Here is an 18237-nt window from a genome sequence, read left to right on the forward strand (position 1 = left end):
TGGTTAAGTGTTGGTACGGTCTAGCTAGTGCTACCAAGCCGTTACTTGATAGTGATGCCCAGGGTGTTAGCCACTCGGTTCCCCACCCCGGCACTCTGGTTCACCTGTATCACTCCTCGGCTGCCGGTGAAGGCCTGGTCGCTTGTCACGACCTGGCGGCTGCCAGTGGTGGGGGTGAGCCCTGAGTCGGTTGCCAGCGTCGTCGTGTTCTGTTGCAACAGGACGCTGTCGTCGATGGCTTGCGGGCCAGAATTGACGCTGATCCGCACGGCATTGACTGATTGGTTATTGGCCCCGGCGGACTGGTTGACGCCCAACATGCCGTTGCCATTGGTAAAAGAAGTGCCCTCGATCGCCGCCTTGGCGTTCAGGGAAGGGTCGACCTTGCCGTCTATCCTCTGGGTATTGCCGGTGGTGGCCTGGCCGCCCAGCGTGACGGCGCGGTTGTTTGCCGTTTGCTGCTGGTTGCCCGCCGCCTGGTTGATCATCAGGTTGCCGGTGTAGTCCTTGCCGCTGTTGTTGATCACGGCGGTGTTGTTGGCCATGGCCACGGCGCTGCCCAGCAGGGCCAGAATGAACAGGGCGCGTTTCATGGTTTGCCACCCAGCATGCCGCCCAGGTTGTTCAAGGGCGCCATGCCGCGCTGAATCGAATCGCTGATCTGCCCGCCCATGCTGCCGCTGCCGCCCGAGCGGCTGGCTGCTGCGCCGGCACCCAGCGTGGACATACCGTTTTGCGTGGCACTCAAGCCGGTGAGGTTGCTGTTGGGCTGGAGGGCGCGGGTAATGCCCAGGCCGCTGCTGACGCTACCGAAGTCACGGTCGCTCAGCTCGCCCGACAGGGCGCTGTTGATTTCTCGGCTGGGATTGGCGTTGGCGGTCTGGGGATAAGGGTCAGGACCAAAGGAGGAACGGCCATACATGTGGCCCTGTACGTTGCGGCCCGTCACGATCACGCCGTCACCTGCCAGGGCTGGAAGACTGATACTGGCGCTGAGTACACAGCTGGCCAGCAGTACGTTCATCGAACCTTGAGTGAATGTGATCACGGCGGCATTCCTTATTCTTAACGCTGACCCTAAACAGCGTTGTCAGGGAAAGAGCAGAAGCCGTGCCGCTTTTGATTTATTACCGTTTTTCAAAGGCTTGCAATAATTGCAAGGCAAAATGATAGCCGTGCTGTATCAGCCGTGAGACAACCGCCCTGAAAGCCCCGGCTATCCAGCCACTGCACAACCGCTTCACCCCGTTGTATCAGCGCTGTAACACCGAACATGACGAAACGCTGAATCCGCTGCGCACGGGCGATCCAGGGAAGAGGTGTGTAAAAAAAATGGACAGTTCAGGCGTAACGATGCCTGAGGCAGGACGCAACAGGGCTCAGCTTTTGGGGGCTTTACGCGGAATGGCATTGAGGACGGGATTGCCGTCCTGGTTCTGGGTCAGGTAGACCGGCAAAACCTTGGGCAGGGAGGGGATGAGGTTGCTGACCTCGTTGATGTTGTAGATGCCACCGATGCGAATCGCCCCGGTGCTGGCGTCGGCCAGCATCACCGGTTTGCTCAGATAACGGTTGATCAGCGGCAATGCATCGGCCAGGGCCAGGTTGTCGAGGATCAGCTTGCCCTGGCGCCACGCCAGGGCTGAGTCATTGGGGCTGATTGCACGCACGCTCGGTGTGGCGTCGCCCTGTTGATAGCTGGCCTGCATGCCGTGGGTGAGGGGGACGCTGCCGTGCACCTGGTCGCTGCTGACCTGCACCGAGCCTTCCAGCAGCATCACCCGCACCTGGTCTTCATATTTCCAGACGTTGAACTGGGTGCCCGTGACGCGTACCTGGCCTGCGCCGGCGTGCACGATGAAAGGATGGGTACTGTCATGGCTGACCTTGAAAAACGCTTCGCCCTTGTTCAGCGTGACGCGGCGCTGGTCCTTGTAGTTGCTGTAGACCAGTTCGGTGCCCAGGTTGAGTTCCACCTGGCTGCCGTCGCCCAGGGTGACCTGGCGCAAGCCGTTGGCAGCCTCGAAGCGTTCATAGGAACTCGGCAGCCAGCCCGCTTCCCAGCCAGTGAAGGCGGCGAGGGGCAGGGCGGCCAGGCAGATGGCCGCTGCCACGGCATAGGTGCGCACCCGGCTGCGGGGTTTGGAGGGCACCGTTACCGGCGGGATGTCGCTGCGCGGCAGGTGGTCGGCGACGTCCCAGATCTCCAGCATCGCGGCGTATTCAAAGGCGTGCAGGGGGTGCGAATCATGCCATTGGGCAAAGGCCTGACGTTCGCCGGGCGTGCAATCGCTTGCATGCAGGCGCATGCACCAATGCGCGGCGGCGTCGGTGATGGCGTCATATTCGGCTTCTGAAAGGGACTTTTCGCTCATTTACTCATCCTGATTTCCCACATTCTAACCTCCCAAGGTGGACGGCGAGAACAGCCGTCATGGCGATTGCACATCAATTGGAACTTATTCTCGTTTGTTGCTACCTAAAAAAATATTCAGGACATTCCCACAATGGAGTACGACGATGCTGAAGAGAACCTTAGTCACCCTGTGTGCAACCACCGCCTTGCTCAGTGCAGGCGCTGCCCTGGCGGACAAGCCGGGCGCAGGCTGGATTACCATTGAAAAAGCCATCGAAGTGGCCAAGACCAAGGCCGGCTACGTCGAGGTCTATTCGGCAGAAGCCGACAACGACGGCTATTGGGAAGTCAAAGGCCGCAAGTCCGATGGCACCGTGTATGAAGCCCGTATCGACGGCGCATCAGGCAACGTTCTGCGTGACCAGAAAGACTGATACATCCTCCAGGGGCCTGTTCAGGCCCCTGGCTCCAAGCGCCTTCCCAGATGTGTAATCAGAAAGGTCACCGAGTCGGCATTGGCCAGGATGATGTCCATCCGAAGGTCCGCATTGCTCATGAATGTCTGCCGCGCCTCATCCAATGTCCTGGCGCCCGTGAGGTGCAGTACCCTGTCGCGCAGTTTGGTGGAGCCGGTCTTGCCGAAGTCTTCCCAGCGTTGTTCTAGTGCATCCCAGCTCTTGAACAGCATCGTTGCCGGCGTGAGCGCGGAGAGGGCAGTGCTTTGCAAAGTGGACAGGCTCGTGTGCTTGCGCAAGCCCTCGGCCGTACCGCGATGGATCAGGTCCACGAACGGGCGGATGGTGTCCATGTAGGCAATGTCTTCGGTGTTCGACGCCAAGTGACTGATCTCATGGATAAGGGTAGCAGCCCGTGCATGATCCTCGAGATCGAACGGTGCAGTGAGGTGCTCGCGATATTGATCCATGCCGGTATTGAAAAAGCGATCCAGCAGATAGATTTTCCGCTCTGCATCCTCAGGAATCACAAAAGCGATTTCGTCGTCGATGGGCCAGCGTGAAGTGCCGGTGACAAATCGATTGGAGTCCAGGGTGAGTAGATCCTGCCGGGTCATCTCCTCCATGACTTCCATGACCCGGTTGCGGATTTTCTCCACTTGCCCGGGGTTGAAATTCAGCAGGCCGAACATCTCGCTCAAGAAGCGACCGACAGTGGATTCGGTAAGGCGCTGCAGTGCAAACTCCGCAAGGTTGCGCTGGCAGGTATTGGTGTAATACAGCGCAACGTTGAGTGCGCGGTCGATAGACAGCCCTTTGTCACGATCAAGCCCGCGAATGGCCGGCATGCCGACAGCCTCGATATTGATGGCGTCGCGTTCTGATAGATGGGTGCTGACCCGGTCCCTGATACGGGACACGGTTGGCCCGAAGCGCGGCTCGCGCATGGACAGATCGAACACCCACTGACCCTGTGCGTTGCGTTCGACAAAGGGCCCCAGTTCCCGAGCAAGGCTGACTCGCCATTGTGTGCCGCTGCGGGCGACCGGGTAGACTCGGCCGGCCACGGGCACATAGGTGCGGCTGTTGATCGGCTGGGTGTACACGTGGTTCTGGCGGTCGAGTGACAAATCGGTCAATGCCACCGTGACGTCTTCGAACCGCCGTAACCGAGTGCGCAATGGGTCTGTGATGTCCAGGGTTTCTACGGTGGTGGCAGGCACCGGGCCTTCCCAGGTCGTGGGTGGCTGCGTGTCAGTCTCAGCCGCGGTCACACCGTCGAGCTCTTTGCGCAGCGACGCCATTGAAGCCACGCCTTGGACAAACAGGCGCAGACCGGCGCCAAAGTGCTGCTCTTGCAAATTCTCGGCGGAGGCCTCAAACAGCCTGAAGCTACGCCAGACCACCAGCGGAAACTTGAGTTTGCCCGCAATGAATTGCAGTGCCATGGGAATGCCTTTACGTACAAGGCTGGTTACGCCCTCCCACAGATGCTTGCCCTCTTTGGTGAATTGGTTGGAAAGCATGTTGATCAACTGGAGGGCATTGTCATGAAACAGCAGTCGCAGCAGGTTGCCTCTGATCGGATTCGAAGCCAGGCTGATGTTTTCTTTTTCTTTTTCTTTTTCTTTTTCTTTTTCTTTTTCCTGCGAGGTCGACGCTTCGAACAGATTGCGCCATGTTGCCTGTTCGGGATCCCCCAACTGGCTGATGATCCAGGCCTGAAGTGGGCCTGGGCGGCTGATGTCATCCAGCAATTTTTCTTCGTCGCCGTATTCCTTCAAAACGCTCAACGGGGCATAGGGTGCATAGAGCACCAATGGCCCGCTTGTTCCGGCCCTCGCGCCTATCACATAAACGCCAGGCACCCTGGCCGGAGTCGCCCCGCGGGTGGCAATCAGTTCCAGCGGACGGATCATTGCGGTGGCGCCGCTGACAGCTTCCCGGGCAACGGCATCTGGCATATCGAAAATCTGTTGGATAAAACCCCACGCCGTCGTGCTCAGGCGTTCCGCCAGCTTTTCCTCGTGGGCATGCAGCAGTACTTGCCACGGAAGCTGCTGACAGAATAGCTCGCGGCGTTTGCGCGCATCCTCGGTGTCAGCTGTCAGGTGGGTGGTCAACAGGTCGCGGTAGATTTTCCCGATGTCCAATTGGCGTACCAATTGGACGATCGCTTCGCCATTCAATGCGGCGGGCAAGGGTGTTGTGCCGCGTGCGTGCGGTGTGAGGTTATCGGGCTGCAGGTCGGGCAAATGGCGCAGGGCAAACTCAGTCAGGCTTTGGGTGTGCCCATTGAGTGCCAAGCGTGCCGGGATCAGAATGTCGTCCGGGGACAATGCCTGGTGTGGGAAGCGCGCGTTGAGCAGGGCGGTCAATGTTTCAGCGACCTGTTCCTCCAGAAGCGGCAGGCTATGAAGGTAATCTTGGTTATCCGGGGCGCTGAGACGATATTGCTCGAGCAGTTCGGCATGCAGCAACTGATCCTTTGGCGACGCCATGCCCAGCCAGGCAGGCAGGCCTTGCTGTTGGATCATGGCATTGGCAATGGCTTTCGCCCTGCCGATATTTGACGGTGCCACACGGCCCATCTCGGCATCCAGGCAGTCCTGCAACTGGATCGGTTCCAGAGGCATGGCGAGCCAGTAGTCGAGGGTATCCAGATGATGCACCAGGTGGCTGTTTTGGCGGTTGAGTAAAAAATGCTCGTCGATACGCTGCAATGGGCCCAGTCGGTATCGCTGGTGCGGGGAGCGCAGGCTGATGGGCAAGTTCTGCAGCAGGGCGGTGCGTCGGCCAGGGTGTTCCAGGCGCTGTTGAAGCCGGTTGCGCAGGCTGGTCAGCGAGTCGAAGGCTTCATGGCCGCGCTGCGGCGTCCACAGCACGACTGCACCGGAGAGGCGCGGGTCCAGTCCGCCCCGTTCCGTCAGCACAAAACAGTTGGCCAGGGGGTGAACCGGCTTGTCACCGTTGATGCTGACCGTGACCTCGAAAACATCCGGCAAGAAACCGTGCAATCCATGGCGTTTATCGCGGGTCATGCTGTCTCGACGCAAGACCGTATCCAGCATCGCGTAAGGGGTTTGGCCCAAGGTGTTGTTGAGCCGCCGTAGCTCTGCCTCACTGCGCAGGCCGTGGAGGAGGCTTGCGATCATTTGATCACCATGGTTTTTCATGAATCGCCCGGGCAACGAACGTACGTCGCGTTTGACGAAGTAGGCGGTGGTCTGCGTGATCACTGCATTGAAAATATGGCTGTTGAGGTTGTTCAAGCTCAAGGCTGCGCCGTCGCGCCGCGCGCCGTAAAAACCGATGCGCGGTGAGCTGCCTATATCCGCGGCGGCGTTGGCCAGGCGCTTGATGAAGTGCTCGACCATGTTGACCGATGACTGCGGCAGTCGCTCTTCCCTGTCCTGCGCCTCGCTGGGGTAGGTATTGACGTAGACGTCGCTGGCATCCAGGCCCAGATGGCGCTTATTCATTTCCTCATTGAGGGCTTTGGTGGCCAGGCTACGCACCGTCGGGTGAGTGGCCCGTGCGGCCAGCAAGGCGTTTTCATCGGTCTGCAGTGCTTGGAGTTGCAGTTTGGCGCGTTCTGCCTGCACGGTGGATGGCCGGCCGTTTCCGCTGCTGACGGGGTGCATGCTCCAGCGTCCGCTGGCGTCGAGGTCCAGCAGGCGGCTGTCGAGCATCTGGCGGATGTCCAGGGAGCAATCGAGCAAAGCAGCCAGGTCCACGGTGCCCTCGCTGCGGCGGAATTGCGTCAGTGCATGCTCCAGGTTGCTCAGTTGCTTGTCTTGAATGTCTGTGAGCATCCCACCGAACACACTGCCCTGTGTCGCCCGCCCGCTAATCTGTACGCCACGCATGGCGAGGTAAATGCTGCGCTCCTCCAGGGAGAGGAAGTTCAACAATTCGTCTTGATGCCCGGCGGCCTTGAGCATGCTCAACAGCGTGTCGTTCAGGTCGTCGACATCCTTGAGCACCTGCAGCCCGCGTGATTGGGTGTACAGGTAGGCGTGCTCGTCACTGATCAACAATGTGGCGGCAAGCTCCACGTGATGTTGATAGGGCGCATGGATGCTGATTTTTTCGATGCGCAAGCCTTTTTGCCACGCGTTGCGCTCAGCCTCGTCGGGGAGGAAGACGGCGAGCAGTCGGTAGGCGTTGTCTGAGGACAAAATGTCGCTTTGTGACTGGCGCTTGAGCAGCATGTCCAGGCGGAACTTGTCGCTCATGATTTGAGTAAACAAATCCAGGCGTGACATGTTCTGGCTGATGGGGGCATTCCACCAGGTTTGCAGCAGGGCGCTCAGCAGCTTGGAGAAGATTGCGCTGGCTTGCTGAACCAGGCTTTCCCAGCGTTGCAGGTCTTGTTGATGCTGGGCCGCGCTGAACCGGCTGGTGTCATGCCTGGGGTTGACGAAAGTGCGTGTGCGCTGCGCCGGCCAATCGTGCCTGGCGTAGTACTGCAGCAAGGTTTCAGCCAGGGTGGCCGAAGCCACCCAGTGGGAAGTGCTCCCGGGAATGTCCGGGGTTGATGAGACGAAACTGTTGACCCGCGTGTCTTTGAGCTTGAGCCCTTGAAAGTGTGGGCTCGCTGCCCCGACAAGGTCGAGGACCGCTTCCAGCAGGTCGGGCAGCGTCGGCAGGGTTTGCAGTTCTTTCAACGCCCACTGCAGATCCTGGGTCTGGTTGGCGCGCAGGGTGTTTTGCTGGTCTTCGAATACCGCGTGTTCAACCGTGGCGGTGCTGAGCGTGAAGGGGCTGCCGGGGTTGAACTGGTTGCGCCATTCAATAGGTACAAACCTGATTAAATCAAGGTATGAGGTTGGGTCTTTGAGTCGCCGGGTTATCTCATCCAGGCAGTCCTTGCGCTGATTGAATACCTCGATACCGGCATAGGGGGTGTAGAGCGCAGTCTTTTTCTCTTCGGGGCTCGAACTCATCATGAACGCACCGGCGAGCGCGACTGCACGCTTGCCGCGCCTTTTCAACATCAGGGTTTCCACGGTCATCGGCGCGTCACGATTATAGCGCCCGACATGGGTGGCGCCGTACACCGTACTCAGCCAATTGACATCCTTGAGTGTCAAACCCAGCGCCCGCTCTCGGTCGGTTGGGTGTTTTCTCGAAACCGGACGCAGGTACTCATCAAAAAAATACGGGGGATCTACATGGGCCATGAGCTGCTCTCTGTAAGGGCCTGGGGATGGCAACGATGATGAGCAGCACGTTAGGGGCAAAGGGTGCGATGACTGCGGTACATAACTGATCGGAGACGGCCATGCCGATAAAGTCGATTGACAGCAGGCCGTCGGCGCGTTGTTTAATCATGGTCTTTCGTCTTGTTGCGCCTTCCAATCATAAAATCGGAGCTTCAGATGTCTACGCCGTCCAACGTCGTTGAGGGTTCCCGCGTCACGGTCGCTTTCGCTGAACTGGTCGCGCTGTTGCAAGAGGTGTTCGTACGGCACGGTACGTCCCTTGAAGTCGCGGCGATCCTCGCCCACAACTGTGCCAGTGCTGAACGCGATGGCGCCCACAGCCACGGCATTTTCCGTATTCCCGGCTACATCAGCACCCTGGCCAGTGGCTGGGTAAATGGCAAGGCCGTGCCCCAGGTGACCGATGTCGCCTCAGGGTTTGTGCGCGTGGACGCCGCCAACGGCTTTGCCCAGCCGGCGCTCGAAGCCGCACGTGCGCTGCTGGTGGAGAAAGCCCGCAGTGCCGGCATTGCCCTGCTGGCGATCCATAACTCCCACCACTTCGCCGCCCTGTGGCCGGATGTCGAGCCGTTCGCCGAAGAAGGCCTGGTGGCCCTTAGCGTGGTCAACAGCATGACCTGCGTGGTGCCCCATGGCGCCGACCGCCCGTTGTTCGGCACCAACCCCATCGCCTTTGCCGCGCCTCGCGCCGATGGCTTGCCGATTGTGTTCGACCTGGCCACCAGCGCCATCGCCCACGGTGATGTTCAGATCGCTGCGCGCAAAGGCGAGCGCCTGCCGCCGGGCATGGGCGTCGACAGCCTGGGCCAGCCGACCCAGGACCCCAAGGCGATCCTCGAGGGCGGCGCACTCCTGCCGTTTGGCGGGCACAAAGGGTCGGCGTTATCGATGATGGTCGAACTGCTGGCAGCAGCGTTGACCGGCGGCAATTTCTCGTTCGAGTTCAATTGGGCCGATCATCCGGGGGCGCGCACACCCTGGACCGGCCAACTGTTGATCGTGATCGACCCGAGCAAGACCGCCGGGCAAGCGTTTGCCGAGCGCAGCCAGGAGCTGGTGCGGCAGATGCATGCGGTAGGGTTGCGGCGTTTACCGGGGGATCGGCGCCATCGCACACGGGCGAAGTCGCAGGAGCAGGGGATCGAAGTCGATCGCAAAGAGTTGGAGCACTTGCGGGAAATCGCGCAAGGTTGAACAGGGCTGCGCCGCTGGCGCAGCCCCTGTAGCCGCTTAGTTGCGACGACCGAGCAGCAGGCCGACCACCAGGCCAAACCCTGCGGAAATCGCCACGGTCTGCCATGGGTGACCACCGATGTAGGTTTCGGTGGCATCCACCACCGGCTTGCTGCGCTCGCGCACATTGGACACCGAGTCCAGGGCTTGCTTGAGCTTGATGGCGACCTGCTCGCGCAGGGTTTCGCCTTCTTCGCCTACCAGGGAAGCGCTGCTCTTGAGCAGTTTGTCCGATTCTTCGATCAGCGCGGTGAGTTCGCTGAAGGCTTGGTCCTTGATTTGGTCTTCGACGGCTTGGGCAGCGGTTTTGCGGGCCATTGTGTGACTCCTTGCGAGTGAATGTGGCAGTGAACAATGGAGTATTGGCCAGCGGCAAAAGTTGCAGTTTTTTTGCCGCTGCCTGTTCTTGAGCAAAATCCGAATCAGGAAATTTCGACCTACAGTGTAAGATGTCGCCTATTTGTGCAGCAGGTAATTCAACATGAGCTTCAATCTCGCCAACAAGACCCTCGCCGAACGCGCCGAGCTGGAAGATGAAAAGTCCCGCCTCTATGACCTGTGGCAGACCAACCTGGGCAAGGCCAAGGGCGAAGCTGCACGCTTGTTCGGTGAGCGCGCCAAGCGCAAGGGCAAGTGGGCCGAATGGGTTCGCGCAGAGCTTGACGGCATGTCGCCGCCGGAGTTTTCCAACATGGTGCGCAGCGAAGTCAACAAGCTGATGGCGGCCAACAAGTAAAGCCCGCCACGATGGCTTCACGCACTTTCAACAACAGCGGATCCAGCTGCGCCTGGGTGCGCCAGCCCAGCTCCACCGGGTAGCGCGGCAGTGCCAGCGGGCAGGGCAATACGCGCAGGCCGGTCATCTCGGCAATGGCCTGGGCCGCATGCCCTGGAATGGTCGCCACGGCTTGGCTGCCCTTGAGCAAAAAGGGCAGTGCGGCAAAGTGGCTGGTCGACGCGCACACCTGGCGGCTCAGGCCCTGCGCCGCCAGGCCTTCATCGGTGATGCCGATAAACCCGCCTGACGACACCAAAATATGCTCACGCGTGACAAACTCGTCCAGGCTGATGTGTGCCTGGTCCGAATCCACCAGGCAACGATAATCACCTTCCCCCAGCACCTGGCGGCTCAGCCTGCCCTGGGCAAAACCGCCGGCGGTGATTGCCAGGTCAAGGGTGCGGTCGAGCAGGGCGCCGGCGACGATCTGGCTGTGGGTCTGACGGAAAATCACCCGCAGTTTGGGCGCACGTTGTGCAATCGCTTCGATCAATCGGCGGCCGTAGGCCACCTCGAAATCATCGGATAACCCAAGCACCACTGAGCGGCCCTGATACTGCTGGTTATCCGGGTTGACCATTGCCAGGCTCTGCCGACAGCGGTCCAACGCCTCACTGATCACCGGTTTCAACTGGTTGGCCCGCAACGTCGGCGCCAGGCCGCGCCCGGTACGCACGAACAATTGATCCCCGTACACCTCGCGCAAGCGCCGCAACCCCGCGCTGATCGCCGATTGCGTGACGCCCAGGCGCAAGGCTGCGCGACTGGCACTGGACTCGTCGTGCAACGCTTCGAAGGTTTTCAGCAGGTTGAGATCGACCTGGTCGATATTTGTTTGGCTCATATCATTCAGCACTGAAGTGGGCTTTATTCATGATCGAGGCTGGCGGGAGAATGGGCAACCCCCTTTACCTGGAGTGATCGTGATGCCTGTTTCTACTGTGGCGGCCCTGCAAATCGGTTCCTTGCCCGGCGGCAAGGGTGAAACCCTGGCGCAAATCCTGAGTTATGAGGACCAGATCCTGCGCAGCGGCGCGCAATTGGTGGTGATGCCTGAAGCGCTGCTGGGTGGTTACCCCAAGGGCGAGGCGTTCGGCACACAGTTGGGTTACCGCCTGCCGGAAGGCCGCGAAGCCTTTGCCCGTTACGTTGCCAATGCCATCGATGTCCCAGGTGTGGAAACCGAGGCGCTGGCCGGCTTGTCCGCACGTACCGGCGCCAGTCTGGTGCTTGGCGTGATCGAGCGCAGTGGCAGCACCCTGTATTGCACCGTGCTGTACTTCGAGCCGGCGGGCGGCCTGGTGGCCAAACACCGCAAGCTGATGCCCACCGGCACCGAACGGCTGATCTGGGGCAAGGGCGACGGTTCGACACTGCCGGTGATCGACACCGCAGTGGGCCGTGTCGGTGGCGCAGTGTGCTGGGAAAACATGATGCCGCTGCTGCGTACGGCGATGTATGCCAAGGGCGTGCAAGTGTGGTGCGCGCCGACGGTGGATGAGCGCGAGATGTGGCAGGTGAGCATGCGTCATGTGGCTCACGAAGGGCGTTGCTTTGTGGTGAGTGCCTGCCAGGTGCAGGCCTCGCCCGAGGCGTTGGGGGTCGAGATCGCCAACTGGCCGGCAGACCGCCCGTTGATCGCGGGCGGCAGCGTGATTGTCGGGCCGATGGGCGACATTCTCGCCGGGCCGCTGCTGGGAGAAGCCGGGCTGCTGACGGCGCAAATCAATACGGATGACTTGGTACGCGCGCGGTATGACTATGACGTGGTGGGGCATTATGCCCGGCCGGATATCTTCGAGTTGGTGGTGGACGAGCGCGCCAGGCCCGGCGTGCGCTACCTGACGGATTGAGCAAAATCCTGTGGCGAGCGGGCTTGCCCCGCGTTGGGTGGCGAAGCCGCCCTGAAGCCAGCGACCGTTTTTGTCTGACACTATGCGGAGCCTGGGCTGGGGCTGCTACGCAGCCCAACGCGGGGCCCGCCCGCTCGCCACAAGTGAGCCGCGTCAATTACCAGGTGGCGGTATTGGGCAGGTCAAGCGTGCCACGGTCCACAAAGCGCATCGTGCCGAACAGCCCGCCCGCCAGTTTGCCCCGCAGCACGTACGGCAGGTTGTTCAGGCTCTGGGTCTGGCTCAGGCCCAGGGTCTGACGCAACACGGAAAACGCCGAAACACTCACCGGCACCCTCAGGACCGTCTCGGAAAATCGCGGGATGGAGCCGCTCTGGTCACTCACCCCCGACGCCAACGGTCGGCCATTGACCTCCAGGTCCAGGGCCACGCCGTTGTAGTCGATCGCCGTTTCATTGGGGTTCTGCACCCGCAGTTTCACGGCGAAGCGCACTTCCAGGTCCTGGCTTTGCAGGGGCTCGATGCCCACTACGTTGATGTTCACCGGATCACGGTCGGGGAACAGCGCACAGGCGCTCAAGGTCAGCAGCAACAGCGATAGAACCATGAGCCTGCGCATACAAAGGTGCTCCTATTTCGTGACGTCCGGGTCCTGCATCACTTTGAGGGTAGAGGACTCCGGATCAAATTCATCTTCTTCCAGCTCTATGAACTCTTCCGGCAGGAAAATGTTCAGCACGATTGCACAGAAAGCGCCCACGGTGATCGGCGACTCGAAGATGTTGTGCAGCGCCTTGGGCAGCTCGCGCAATACTTCCGGCACGGCAGCGACGCCCAGGCCCATGCCGAGGGAGATCGCCACGATCAGCACATTGCGCCGATGCAACCCGGCTTCGGCAAGGATCTTGATCCCAGCGACGGCCACGGTGCCGAACATGATCAGGGTGGCGCCGCCCAGTACCGGCTTGGGCATCAGTTGCAGCACCGCACCGATCATCGGGAACAGCCCCAGCAGCACCAGCAGGCCGGCAATGAAGTACGCCACGTAGCGGCTGGCTACGCCGGTCAACTGGATCACGCCGTTGTTCTGGGCGAAGGTCACCATCGGCAGGCTGTTGAAGGTGGCGGCCATCGCCGAATTGAGACCATCGGCCAGCAGGCCGGACTTGATGCGCTTGATATACAGCGGGCCCTTGACCGGCTGTTGGGAAATCATCGAGTTGGCCGTCAGGTCACCGGCTGCTTCCAGCGGCGAGATCAGGAAGATCACCGCCACCGGGATAAACGCCACCCAGTCGAACGAGAACCCGTACTTGAACGGCACCGGCACACTGATCAACGGCACCTCAGGCAGCGCCGCCATGTCCACGCGGCCCAGCAGCCAGGCCACGACGAAGCCCAGGGTCAGGCCGATCACGATCGAACCCAGGCGCAGGAAGGGGTTATTGAAGCGGTTGAGCACCACGATGGTCAGCAGCACCAGCGCCGCCAGGCCCATGTTGCTCGCCGCGCCGAGGTCGCTGGCGCCAAACCCGCCGGCCATGTCAGTAACCGCCACCTTGATCAGCGACAAGCCCATCAGCGTGATGATGGTGCCGGTGACCACCGGGGTGATCAGCTTGCGCAGCTTGCCGATGAACTGGCTGAGCACCACCTCGATAAACGCGGCGAAAAAGCAGATGCCAAAGATCGTCGAGAGGATTTCGTCAGTGCCGCCGCCCCGGGCCTTGACCATGAAGCCCGCGCTGAGAATCACGCTGATAAACGAAAAACTGGTGCCCTGCAGGCACAACAGCCCCGAGCCGATCGGGCCGAAGGTGCGTGCCTGCACAAAGGTGCCGAGCCCCGACACGAACAGCGCCATGCTCACCAGGTATGGCACTTCGCTTTCCAGGCCCAGCACGCCGCCGACGATCAGGGTGGGGGTGATGATCCCGACGAAACTCGCCAGCACATGCTGCAGCGCGGCAAATAGGGCGGCGGTGAAGTGCGGGCGGTCTTCCAGGCCGTAGATCAGGTCGGATTTATAGCGGGGGCGCGGGGCTTGAGCGTCAGACAAAATGCGGGCTCGGGTCAGAAAATGGAGGCGCAGGATGCCAGAAACTGCCTGTCGTCAGAAGTGTAAAAAAATATTTATAAAGCCCCTGCGGGAAACCGCAGCGCCTGCCGATAGCGTGGTTAGGCCCACATACTAATGACAACGGTGGTGACCAAGGTCTGGGCAGTGCGTTGACGCTGACAGATCGTTTCGCGGCAGGGACGCGCGCAGACACTACTTTTGAGAGCTCCCCCATGTCCATCCGTAATCTGAATATCGCTCCTCGCGCTTCTCTCGGTTTCGCGTTTATTGCTGTGTTAGTGGTTGTATTGGGGGTATTTGCGGTCAACCGTATGACGCTGATCCGCCAGGCCTCGGTGGACATGAGTACCAATCAACTGCCAAGCGTGACGTCACTGTCGGTGATCACCGAAAACGTGCTGCGTATGCGCATCCTTTCGTTCCGCGTGCTGGTCAACCGTGAGCCTGCCGGCCTTCAGGAAGCTGAAGTGCGTATCGGCGTGCTGGCCGACAAGGTGAAGACTGCCCAGGCCAGTTACGCAGCCTTGCCTGCCGGGCCCGAGGAGGCCGCCCTGTACAAGGTATTCACGACCACCCTGGACAACTATCTCAAGGCTCAGGCCGAGATGCTGGCGCTGTCCAGGCAGAACAAGGTCGATGAGATGCGCACCCTGATCAACACGCGGATCAAGGACGGCACCGACCAGATGGGCGAACAGCTGAACAAGCTGATCGCCATCAACGCGGCGGATGCCAAGCAAGCCAACGAGGAAGCCGGGCAAAACTACAGCAGTGCCATCACTGGCGCTATTGTCGTTTCGGTTGCCGCCGCATTGCTCACGGTATTGCTGGCCTGGCTGCTGACCCGCAGCATCGTTGCGCCCTTGCGCAAAGCCGTGGAGGTGGCCGAAACCATTGCCGGTGGCAACCTGACCAAGACCATTGAAGACGACGGCAAGGACGAACCGGCGCGCTTGCTCAACGCCTTGTCTACCATGCAAGGCAACCTGCGCCAGACCATCCAGCACATTGCCGGGTCGGCCACCCAGCTGGCGTCTGCCGCTGAAGAGCTGAGTGCGGTCACCGAGGAAGCCTCCAAGGGCCTGCAACAACAGAATAATGAAATCGACCAGGCCGCTACGGCGGTCAACGAGATGACTGCGGCGGTGGAAGAAGTGGCGCGCAACGCGGTGTCCACCTCCGAGGCGTCGACCCAGTCCAACCAGGCGGCGCGGGAAGGGCGCGACCGCGTGGTGGAAACCGTCGGCGCGATCCAGACCATGACCCAGGACGTGCAGAACACTGCCGCGATGATCGAAGGCCTGGCCACCCAAGGCCGGGACATTGGCAAGGTGCTGGACGTGATCCGCGCGATTGCCGAACAGACCAACCTGCTGGCGCTTAACGCTGCCATCGAAGCGGCACGTGCCGGTGAGGCTGGGCGTGGCTTTGCGGTGGTGGCCGACGAAGTGCGGGCATTGGCCCACCGCACGGCGCAGTCGACCCAGGAGATCGAGAAAATGGTCGCCGGTATCCAGAACGGCACCGGTGAAGCCGTGCAGTCCATGCAGCAGAGCAACCAGCGCACCCAGGACACCCTGGAAATGGCCCGCGCCGCCGGGGTGGCCCTGGAGCAGATCACCCAGTCCATCAGCCTGATCAACGAACGCAACCTGGTGATCGCCAGCGCCTCGGAAGAACAGGCCCAGGTGTCCCGCGAAGTGGACCGCAACCTGGTCAATATCCGTGACCTGGCGACCCAGTCGGCGGCGGGTGCCAACCAGACCAGCGCGGCCAGCCATGAGCTGTCGCGGTTGGCGGTGGACCTGAATGGGATGGTGGCCAGGTTCGTTATTTAGCTGGCTGAAATGTGATTTAAATGTGGGAGGGGGCTTGCCCCCGATCTGGGTGGATCAGTTATAGATAAGTCGACTGATACACCGCCATCGGGGGCAAGCCCCCTCCCACATTTGTTTTGGGGTGGGTCAGGAACTACTGTTTCCACGCTGCTGCATTCACCAGGTTTTTCGGCCTTTGACCGGCCAGCGCCTGCAACAGATTCTCCACCGCACACGTCGCCATCGCCTCCCGCGTCTCATGGGTCGCCGAGCCGATATGCGGCGTGGCCACCACATTGTTCAGGCGCAGCAACGGCGAGGCATGATCCAGCGGCTCCTTCTCGAACACATCCAGCCCCGCCGCCCTGATCGTGCGCTGTTGCAATGCCTCCACCAGCGCGGCCTCATCCACCACTTTGCCCCGCGAGATATTGATAAAGATCGTCTCCGGGCCCATCAACGCAAACTGTTCGGCGCCGATGAGTTTCTCGGTTTCGGCGGTCAGTGGCAGCGTAAGGCAGACAAAGTCGGCCTGTTGCAGCAATTCGTTCAAGCTGCGGTACTGCGCGCCAAAACGGGCCTCCACCGCAGGCTTGGGCGAATGGCTGTGGTAGATCACCGGCATGCCGAAGCCAAAATGCCCGCGCTGGGCCAACGCTTCGCCGATGCGGCCCATGCCGATGATGCCGAGGGTCTTGCCATGCACGTCGCTGCCGAAATGCGCCGGGCCGATGTTTTTGCTCCACTGGCCTGCGCGCACCATGTCGGCCAGTTCGACCACACGGCGCGCGGTGGCCAGGATCAGCGCAAAACCGGTGTCGGCGGTGGTCTCGGTGAGCACGTCCGGGGTGTTGCTGAGCAGGATGCCGCGCTCGGTGAGGTAGTCGATATCATAGTTGTCGACGCCCACCGACACGCTCGCCACCGCCTCCAGTCGTGGCGCCAGGTCCAGCAGCCTGGCGTCCAGGCGCAGGCTTGCGCCCAACAGGCCGTGGGCGCCGGGCAGGGCGGCGCGCAACTTGGCCAGGCCGGTCTCGTCCAACGCTTCGATCAGCGTGACCTCGGCCTGTTCATGCAGGCGGGCCATCAACGGTGCCGAGAGTTTCTTGTACAACACGACAGACTTTTTCATGCGGTCTTTACCTTCAATTCCGGGTTGGGCGCCGGCGTACGGTCACTGGCGCCGGGCTTGAGAAAAATCGTCAGCACCACCGACAGCAGCAACGCGCCGCTCATCAGCAGGTAAGAGGCGCCGGGCGAACCGGTGCTGCTATTGAGATAGCCCACCAGGTACGAGCCGCCGAATGAACCCAGGGCGCCCATGCTGTTGATCAGTGCCATGGCGCCCCCGGCGACGTTGGCCGGGAGAATTTCCGGGACGATGGCGAAAAACGGTCCGTACGGCGCATACATGCACGCGCCGGCAATGACCAGCAAGGTGTAGGACCACCAGAAGTGTTCGGCACCGAGTACATAGGACGCGTAGAACGCGATGGAGGCGATCAACAACGGCGGCCATACGAAGCGCTTGCGTTTTTGCAGCTTGTCCGAGCCCCACGACACCACCAGCATGCCGATCACCGCCGCCAGGTAAGGCAGCGCCGACAGCCAGCCGGCTTCGACCATGTCCATCTGCAAGCCTTGCTTGAGGATCGACGGCAGCCACAGTACAAAGCCATACACGCCGATGCTCCAGCAAAAGAACTGCAGCGCCAGGATGATCACCTTGGGCGAACGGAACGCTTCGGCATAGTTCTTCACCGCCTTGATCCCGACTTGCTCGGCGGCCAGCGCGGTTTCCAGGTCCTGTTTCTCGGCGTCGCTCAGCCACTTGGCATCCTTTGGGCGCTCATCGGCCAGCTTCCACCAGATAAACGCCCACAGCACGGCCGGCAGGCCTTCGATGATAAACATCCAGCGCCAGCTGAAATGCTGCACCAGATAGCCCGACACCACTGACATCCACAGCATGGTCACCGGGTTGCCGAGGATCAGGAACGTATTGGCGCGCGAGCGCTCGGCACGGGTGAACCAGTGGCACAGGTACACCAGCATCGCCGGCATCACGGCGGCTTCGACCACGCCGAGCATGAAGCGAATCACGATCAGCATGTAGGCGTTGGACACCACGCCGGTCAGGGTGGCCAGGCCGCCCCACAGGATCAGGCTGACGAAGATCAGCTTCTTGACGCTACGCTTCTGCGCATAGATCGCCCCGGGCACCTGGAAGAAAAAGTAGCCGAGGAAGAACAGCGCCCCCAGCAACGACGACATACCGGGGGTGATCATCAGGTCTTCGGCCATCCCGGAGGCGGCGGCGAAGCCATAGTTGGCGCGGTCCAGGTACGCCAGGCTGTAGGTGATAAAAACGATGGGCATGATGTACCACCAACGGCGGGTGGCGAGTTTCACGGTGTCCATGGGGTTGCTCCTGAGC

General features: G+C 60.9%; 15 protein-coding genes. 5 read left to right on the top strand and 10 right to left on the bottom strand.

What is annotated here, in order from left to right; translation table 11 throughout:
• Positions 1-41 precede the first annotated feature (41 nt).
• From BMX59_RS26345 to BMX59_RS26355, 3 genes are all read right to left on the bottom strand, one after another.
• Complete coding sequence (locus tag BMX59_RS26345) at positions 42-593, bottom strand: adhesin (RefSeq protein WP_093127567.1); 552 nt, start codon at positions 591-593, stop codon at positions 42-44.
• On the bottom strand, positions 590-1024 hold the full coding sequence (locus tag BMX59_RS26350; RefSeq protein WP_092248973.1) for a hypothetical protein: 435 nt from the start codon (positions 1022-1024) through the stop codon (positions 590-592). Before BMX59_RS26350 ends, BMX59_RS26345 begins: the two co-directional genes overlap by 4 nt.
• Positions 1025-1379: 355 nt before the next feature.
• Positions 1380-2375: a FecR family protein gene (locus BMX59_RS26355; protein WP_093127573.1), complete on the bottom strand. Its 996-nt coding sequence runs from the start codon at positions 2373-2375 to the stop codon at positions 1380-1382.
• A gap of 145 nt (positions 2376-2520) precedes the next feature.
• On the opposite strand from BMX59_RS26355, the gene BMX59_RS26360 reads away from it, so the two are divergent.
• On the top strand, positions 2521-2790 hold the full coding sequence (locus BMX59_RS26360) for a PepSY domain-containing protein (RefSeq protein ID WP_092248979.1): 270 nt from the start codon (positions 2521-2523) through the stop codon (positions 2788-2790).
• A gap of 20 nt (positions 2791-2810) precedes the next feature.
• On the opposite strand, the gene BMX59_RS26365 is transcribed toward BMX59_RS26360, so the two are convergent.
• The gene (locus BMX59_RS26365) at positions 2811-7907 is read right to left on the bottom strand and encodes a dermonecrotic toxin domain-containing protein (protein WP_371914393.1); all 5097 of its coding nucleotides are present in this window, start codon (positions 7905-7907) and stop codon (positions 2811-2813) included.
• Between the two features lie 288 nt (positions 7908-8195).
• Here BMX59_RS26365 and BMX59_RS26370 point away from each other — a divergent pair, with 288 nt between their 5' ends.
• Positions 8196-9233 carry an Ldh family oxidoreductase gene (locus BMX59_RS26370; protein WP_071490636.1) on the top strand — a complete coding sequence of 346 codons (1038 nt, stop codon included), beginning with the start codon at positions 8196-8198 and terminating at the stop codon, positions 9231-9233.
• A gap of 36 nt (positions 9234-9269) precedes the next feature.
• Here the strand turns inward: BMX59_RS26370 and BMX59_RS26375 are convergent, their stop codons facing one another.
• Positions 9270-9590, bottom strand: a complete 321-nt coding sequence (locus BMX59_RS26375) for an ElaB/YgaM/YqjD family protein (RefSeq protein ID WP_016979401.1) — start codon at positions 9588-9590, stop codon at positions 9270-9272.
• Positions 9591-9753: 163 nt separating this feature from the next.
• On the opposite strand from BMX59_RS26375, the gene BMX59_RS26380 reads away from it, so the two are divergent.
• Positions 9754-10008: a hypothetical protein gene (locus tag BMX59_RS26380; RefSeq protein ID WP_058424873.1), complete on the top strand. Its 255-nt coding sequence runs from the start codon at positions 9754-9756 to the stop codon at positions 10006-10008.
• On the opposite strand, the gene BMX59_RS26385 is transcribed toward BMX59_RS26380, so the two are convergent.
• A complete protein-coding gene (locus BMX59_RS26385; RefSeq protein ID WP_092248988.1) occupies positions 9980-10894 on the bottom strand; it encodes a LysR family transcriptional regulator in 915 nt (304 codons plus the stop codon). The two genes, BMX59_RS26380 and BMX59_RS26385, sit on opposite strands and share 29 nt — an antisense overlap.
• 82 nt (positions 10895-10976) lie before the next feature.
• Between BMX59_RS26385 and BMX59_RS26390 the strand changes: the two genes are divergently transcribed.
• Complete coding sequence (locus BMX59_RS26390; RefSeq protein WP_093127583.1) at positions 10977-11903, top strand: carbon-nitrogen hydrolase family protein; 927 nt, start codon at positions 10977-10979, stop codon at positions 11901-11903.
• Between the two features lie 157 nt (positions 11904-12060).
• On the opposite strand, the gene BMX59_RS26395 is transcribed toward BMX59_RS26390, so the two are convergent.
• Both BMX59_RS26395 and BMX59_RS26400 read right to left on the bottom strand, forming a co-directional pair.
• Complete coding sequence (locus tag BMX59_RS26395) at positions 12061-12522, bottom strand: LEA/WHy family protein (protein WP_092248995.1); 462 nt, start codon at positions 12520-12522, stop codon at positions 12061-12063.
• Positions 12523-12534: 12 nt separating this feature from the next.
• Entirely contained in the window at positions 12535-13962 is a 1428-nt protein-coding gene (locus BMX59_RS26400) for a nucleobase:cation symporter-2 family protein (RefSeq protein WP_092248998.1), read from the bottom strand.
• Positions 13963-14195: 233 nt separating this feature from the next.
• Between BMX59_RS26400 and BMX59_RS26405 the strand changes: the two genes are divergently transcribed.
• Entirely contained in the window at positions 14196-15821 is a 1626-nt protein-coding gene (locus tag BMX59_RS26405; protein ID WP_093127591.1) for a methyl-accepting chemotaxis protein, read from the top strand.
• A gap of 133 nt (positions 15822-15954) precedes the next feature.
• On the opposite strand, the gene BMX59_RS26410 is transcribed toward BMX59_RS26405, so the two are convergent.
• Complete coding sequence (locus BMX59_RS26410; RefSeq protein ID WP_093127595.1) at positions 15955-16932, bottom strand: NAD(P)-dependent oxidoreductase; 978 nt, start codon at positions 16930-16932, stop codon at positions 15955-15957.
• On the bottom strand, positions 16929-18221 hold the full coding sequence (locus tag BMX59_RS26415) for an MFS transporter (protein ID WP_071490628.1): 1293 nt from the start codon (positions 18219-18221) through the stop codon (positions 16929-16931). The genes BMX59_RS26410 and BMX59_RS26415 overlap by 4 nt, the downstream gene beginning before the upstream one ends.
• Positions 18222-18237: the final 16 nt, after the last annotated feature.

This window comes from Pseudomonas sp. NFR09, from assembly GCF_900111535.1.
In the GTDB taxonomy this organism is placed as follows: Bacteria; Pseudomonadota; Gammaproteobacteria; order Pseudomonadales; family Pseudomonadaceae; genus Aquipseudomonas; species Aquipseudomonas extremorientalis.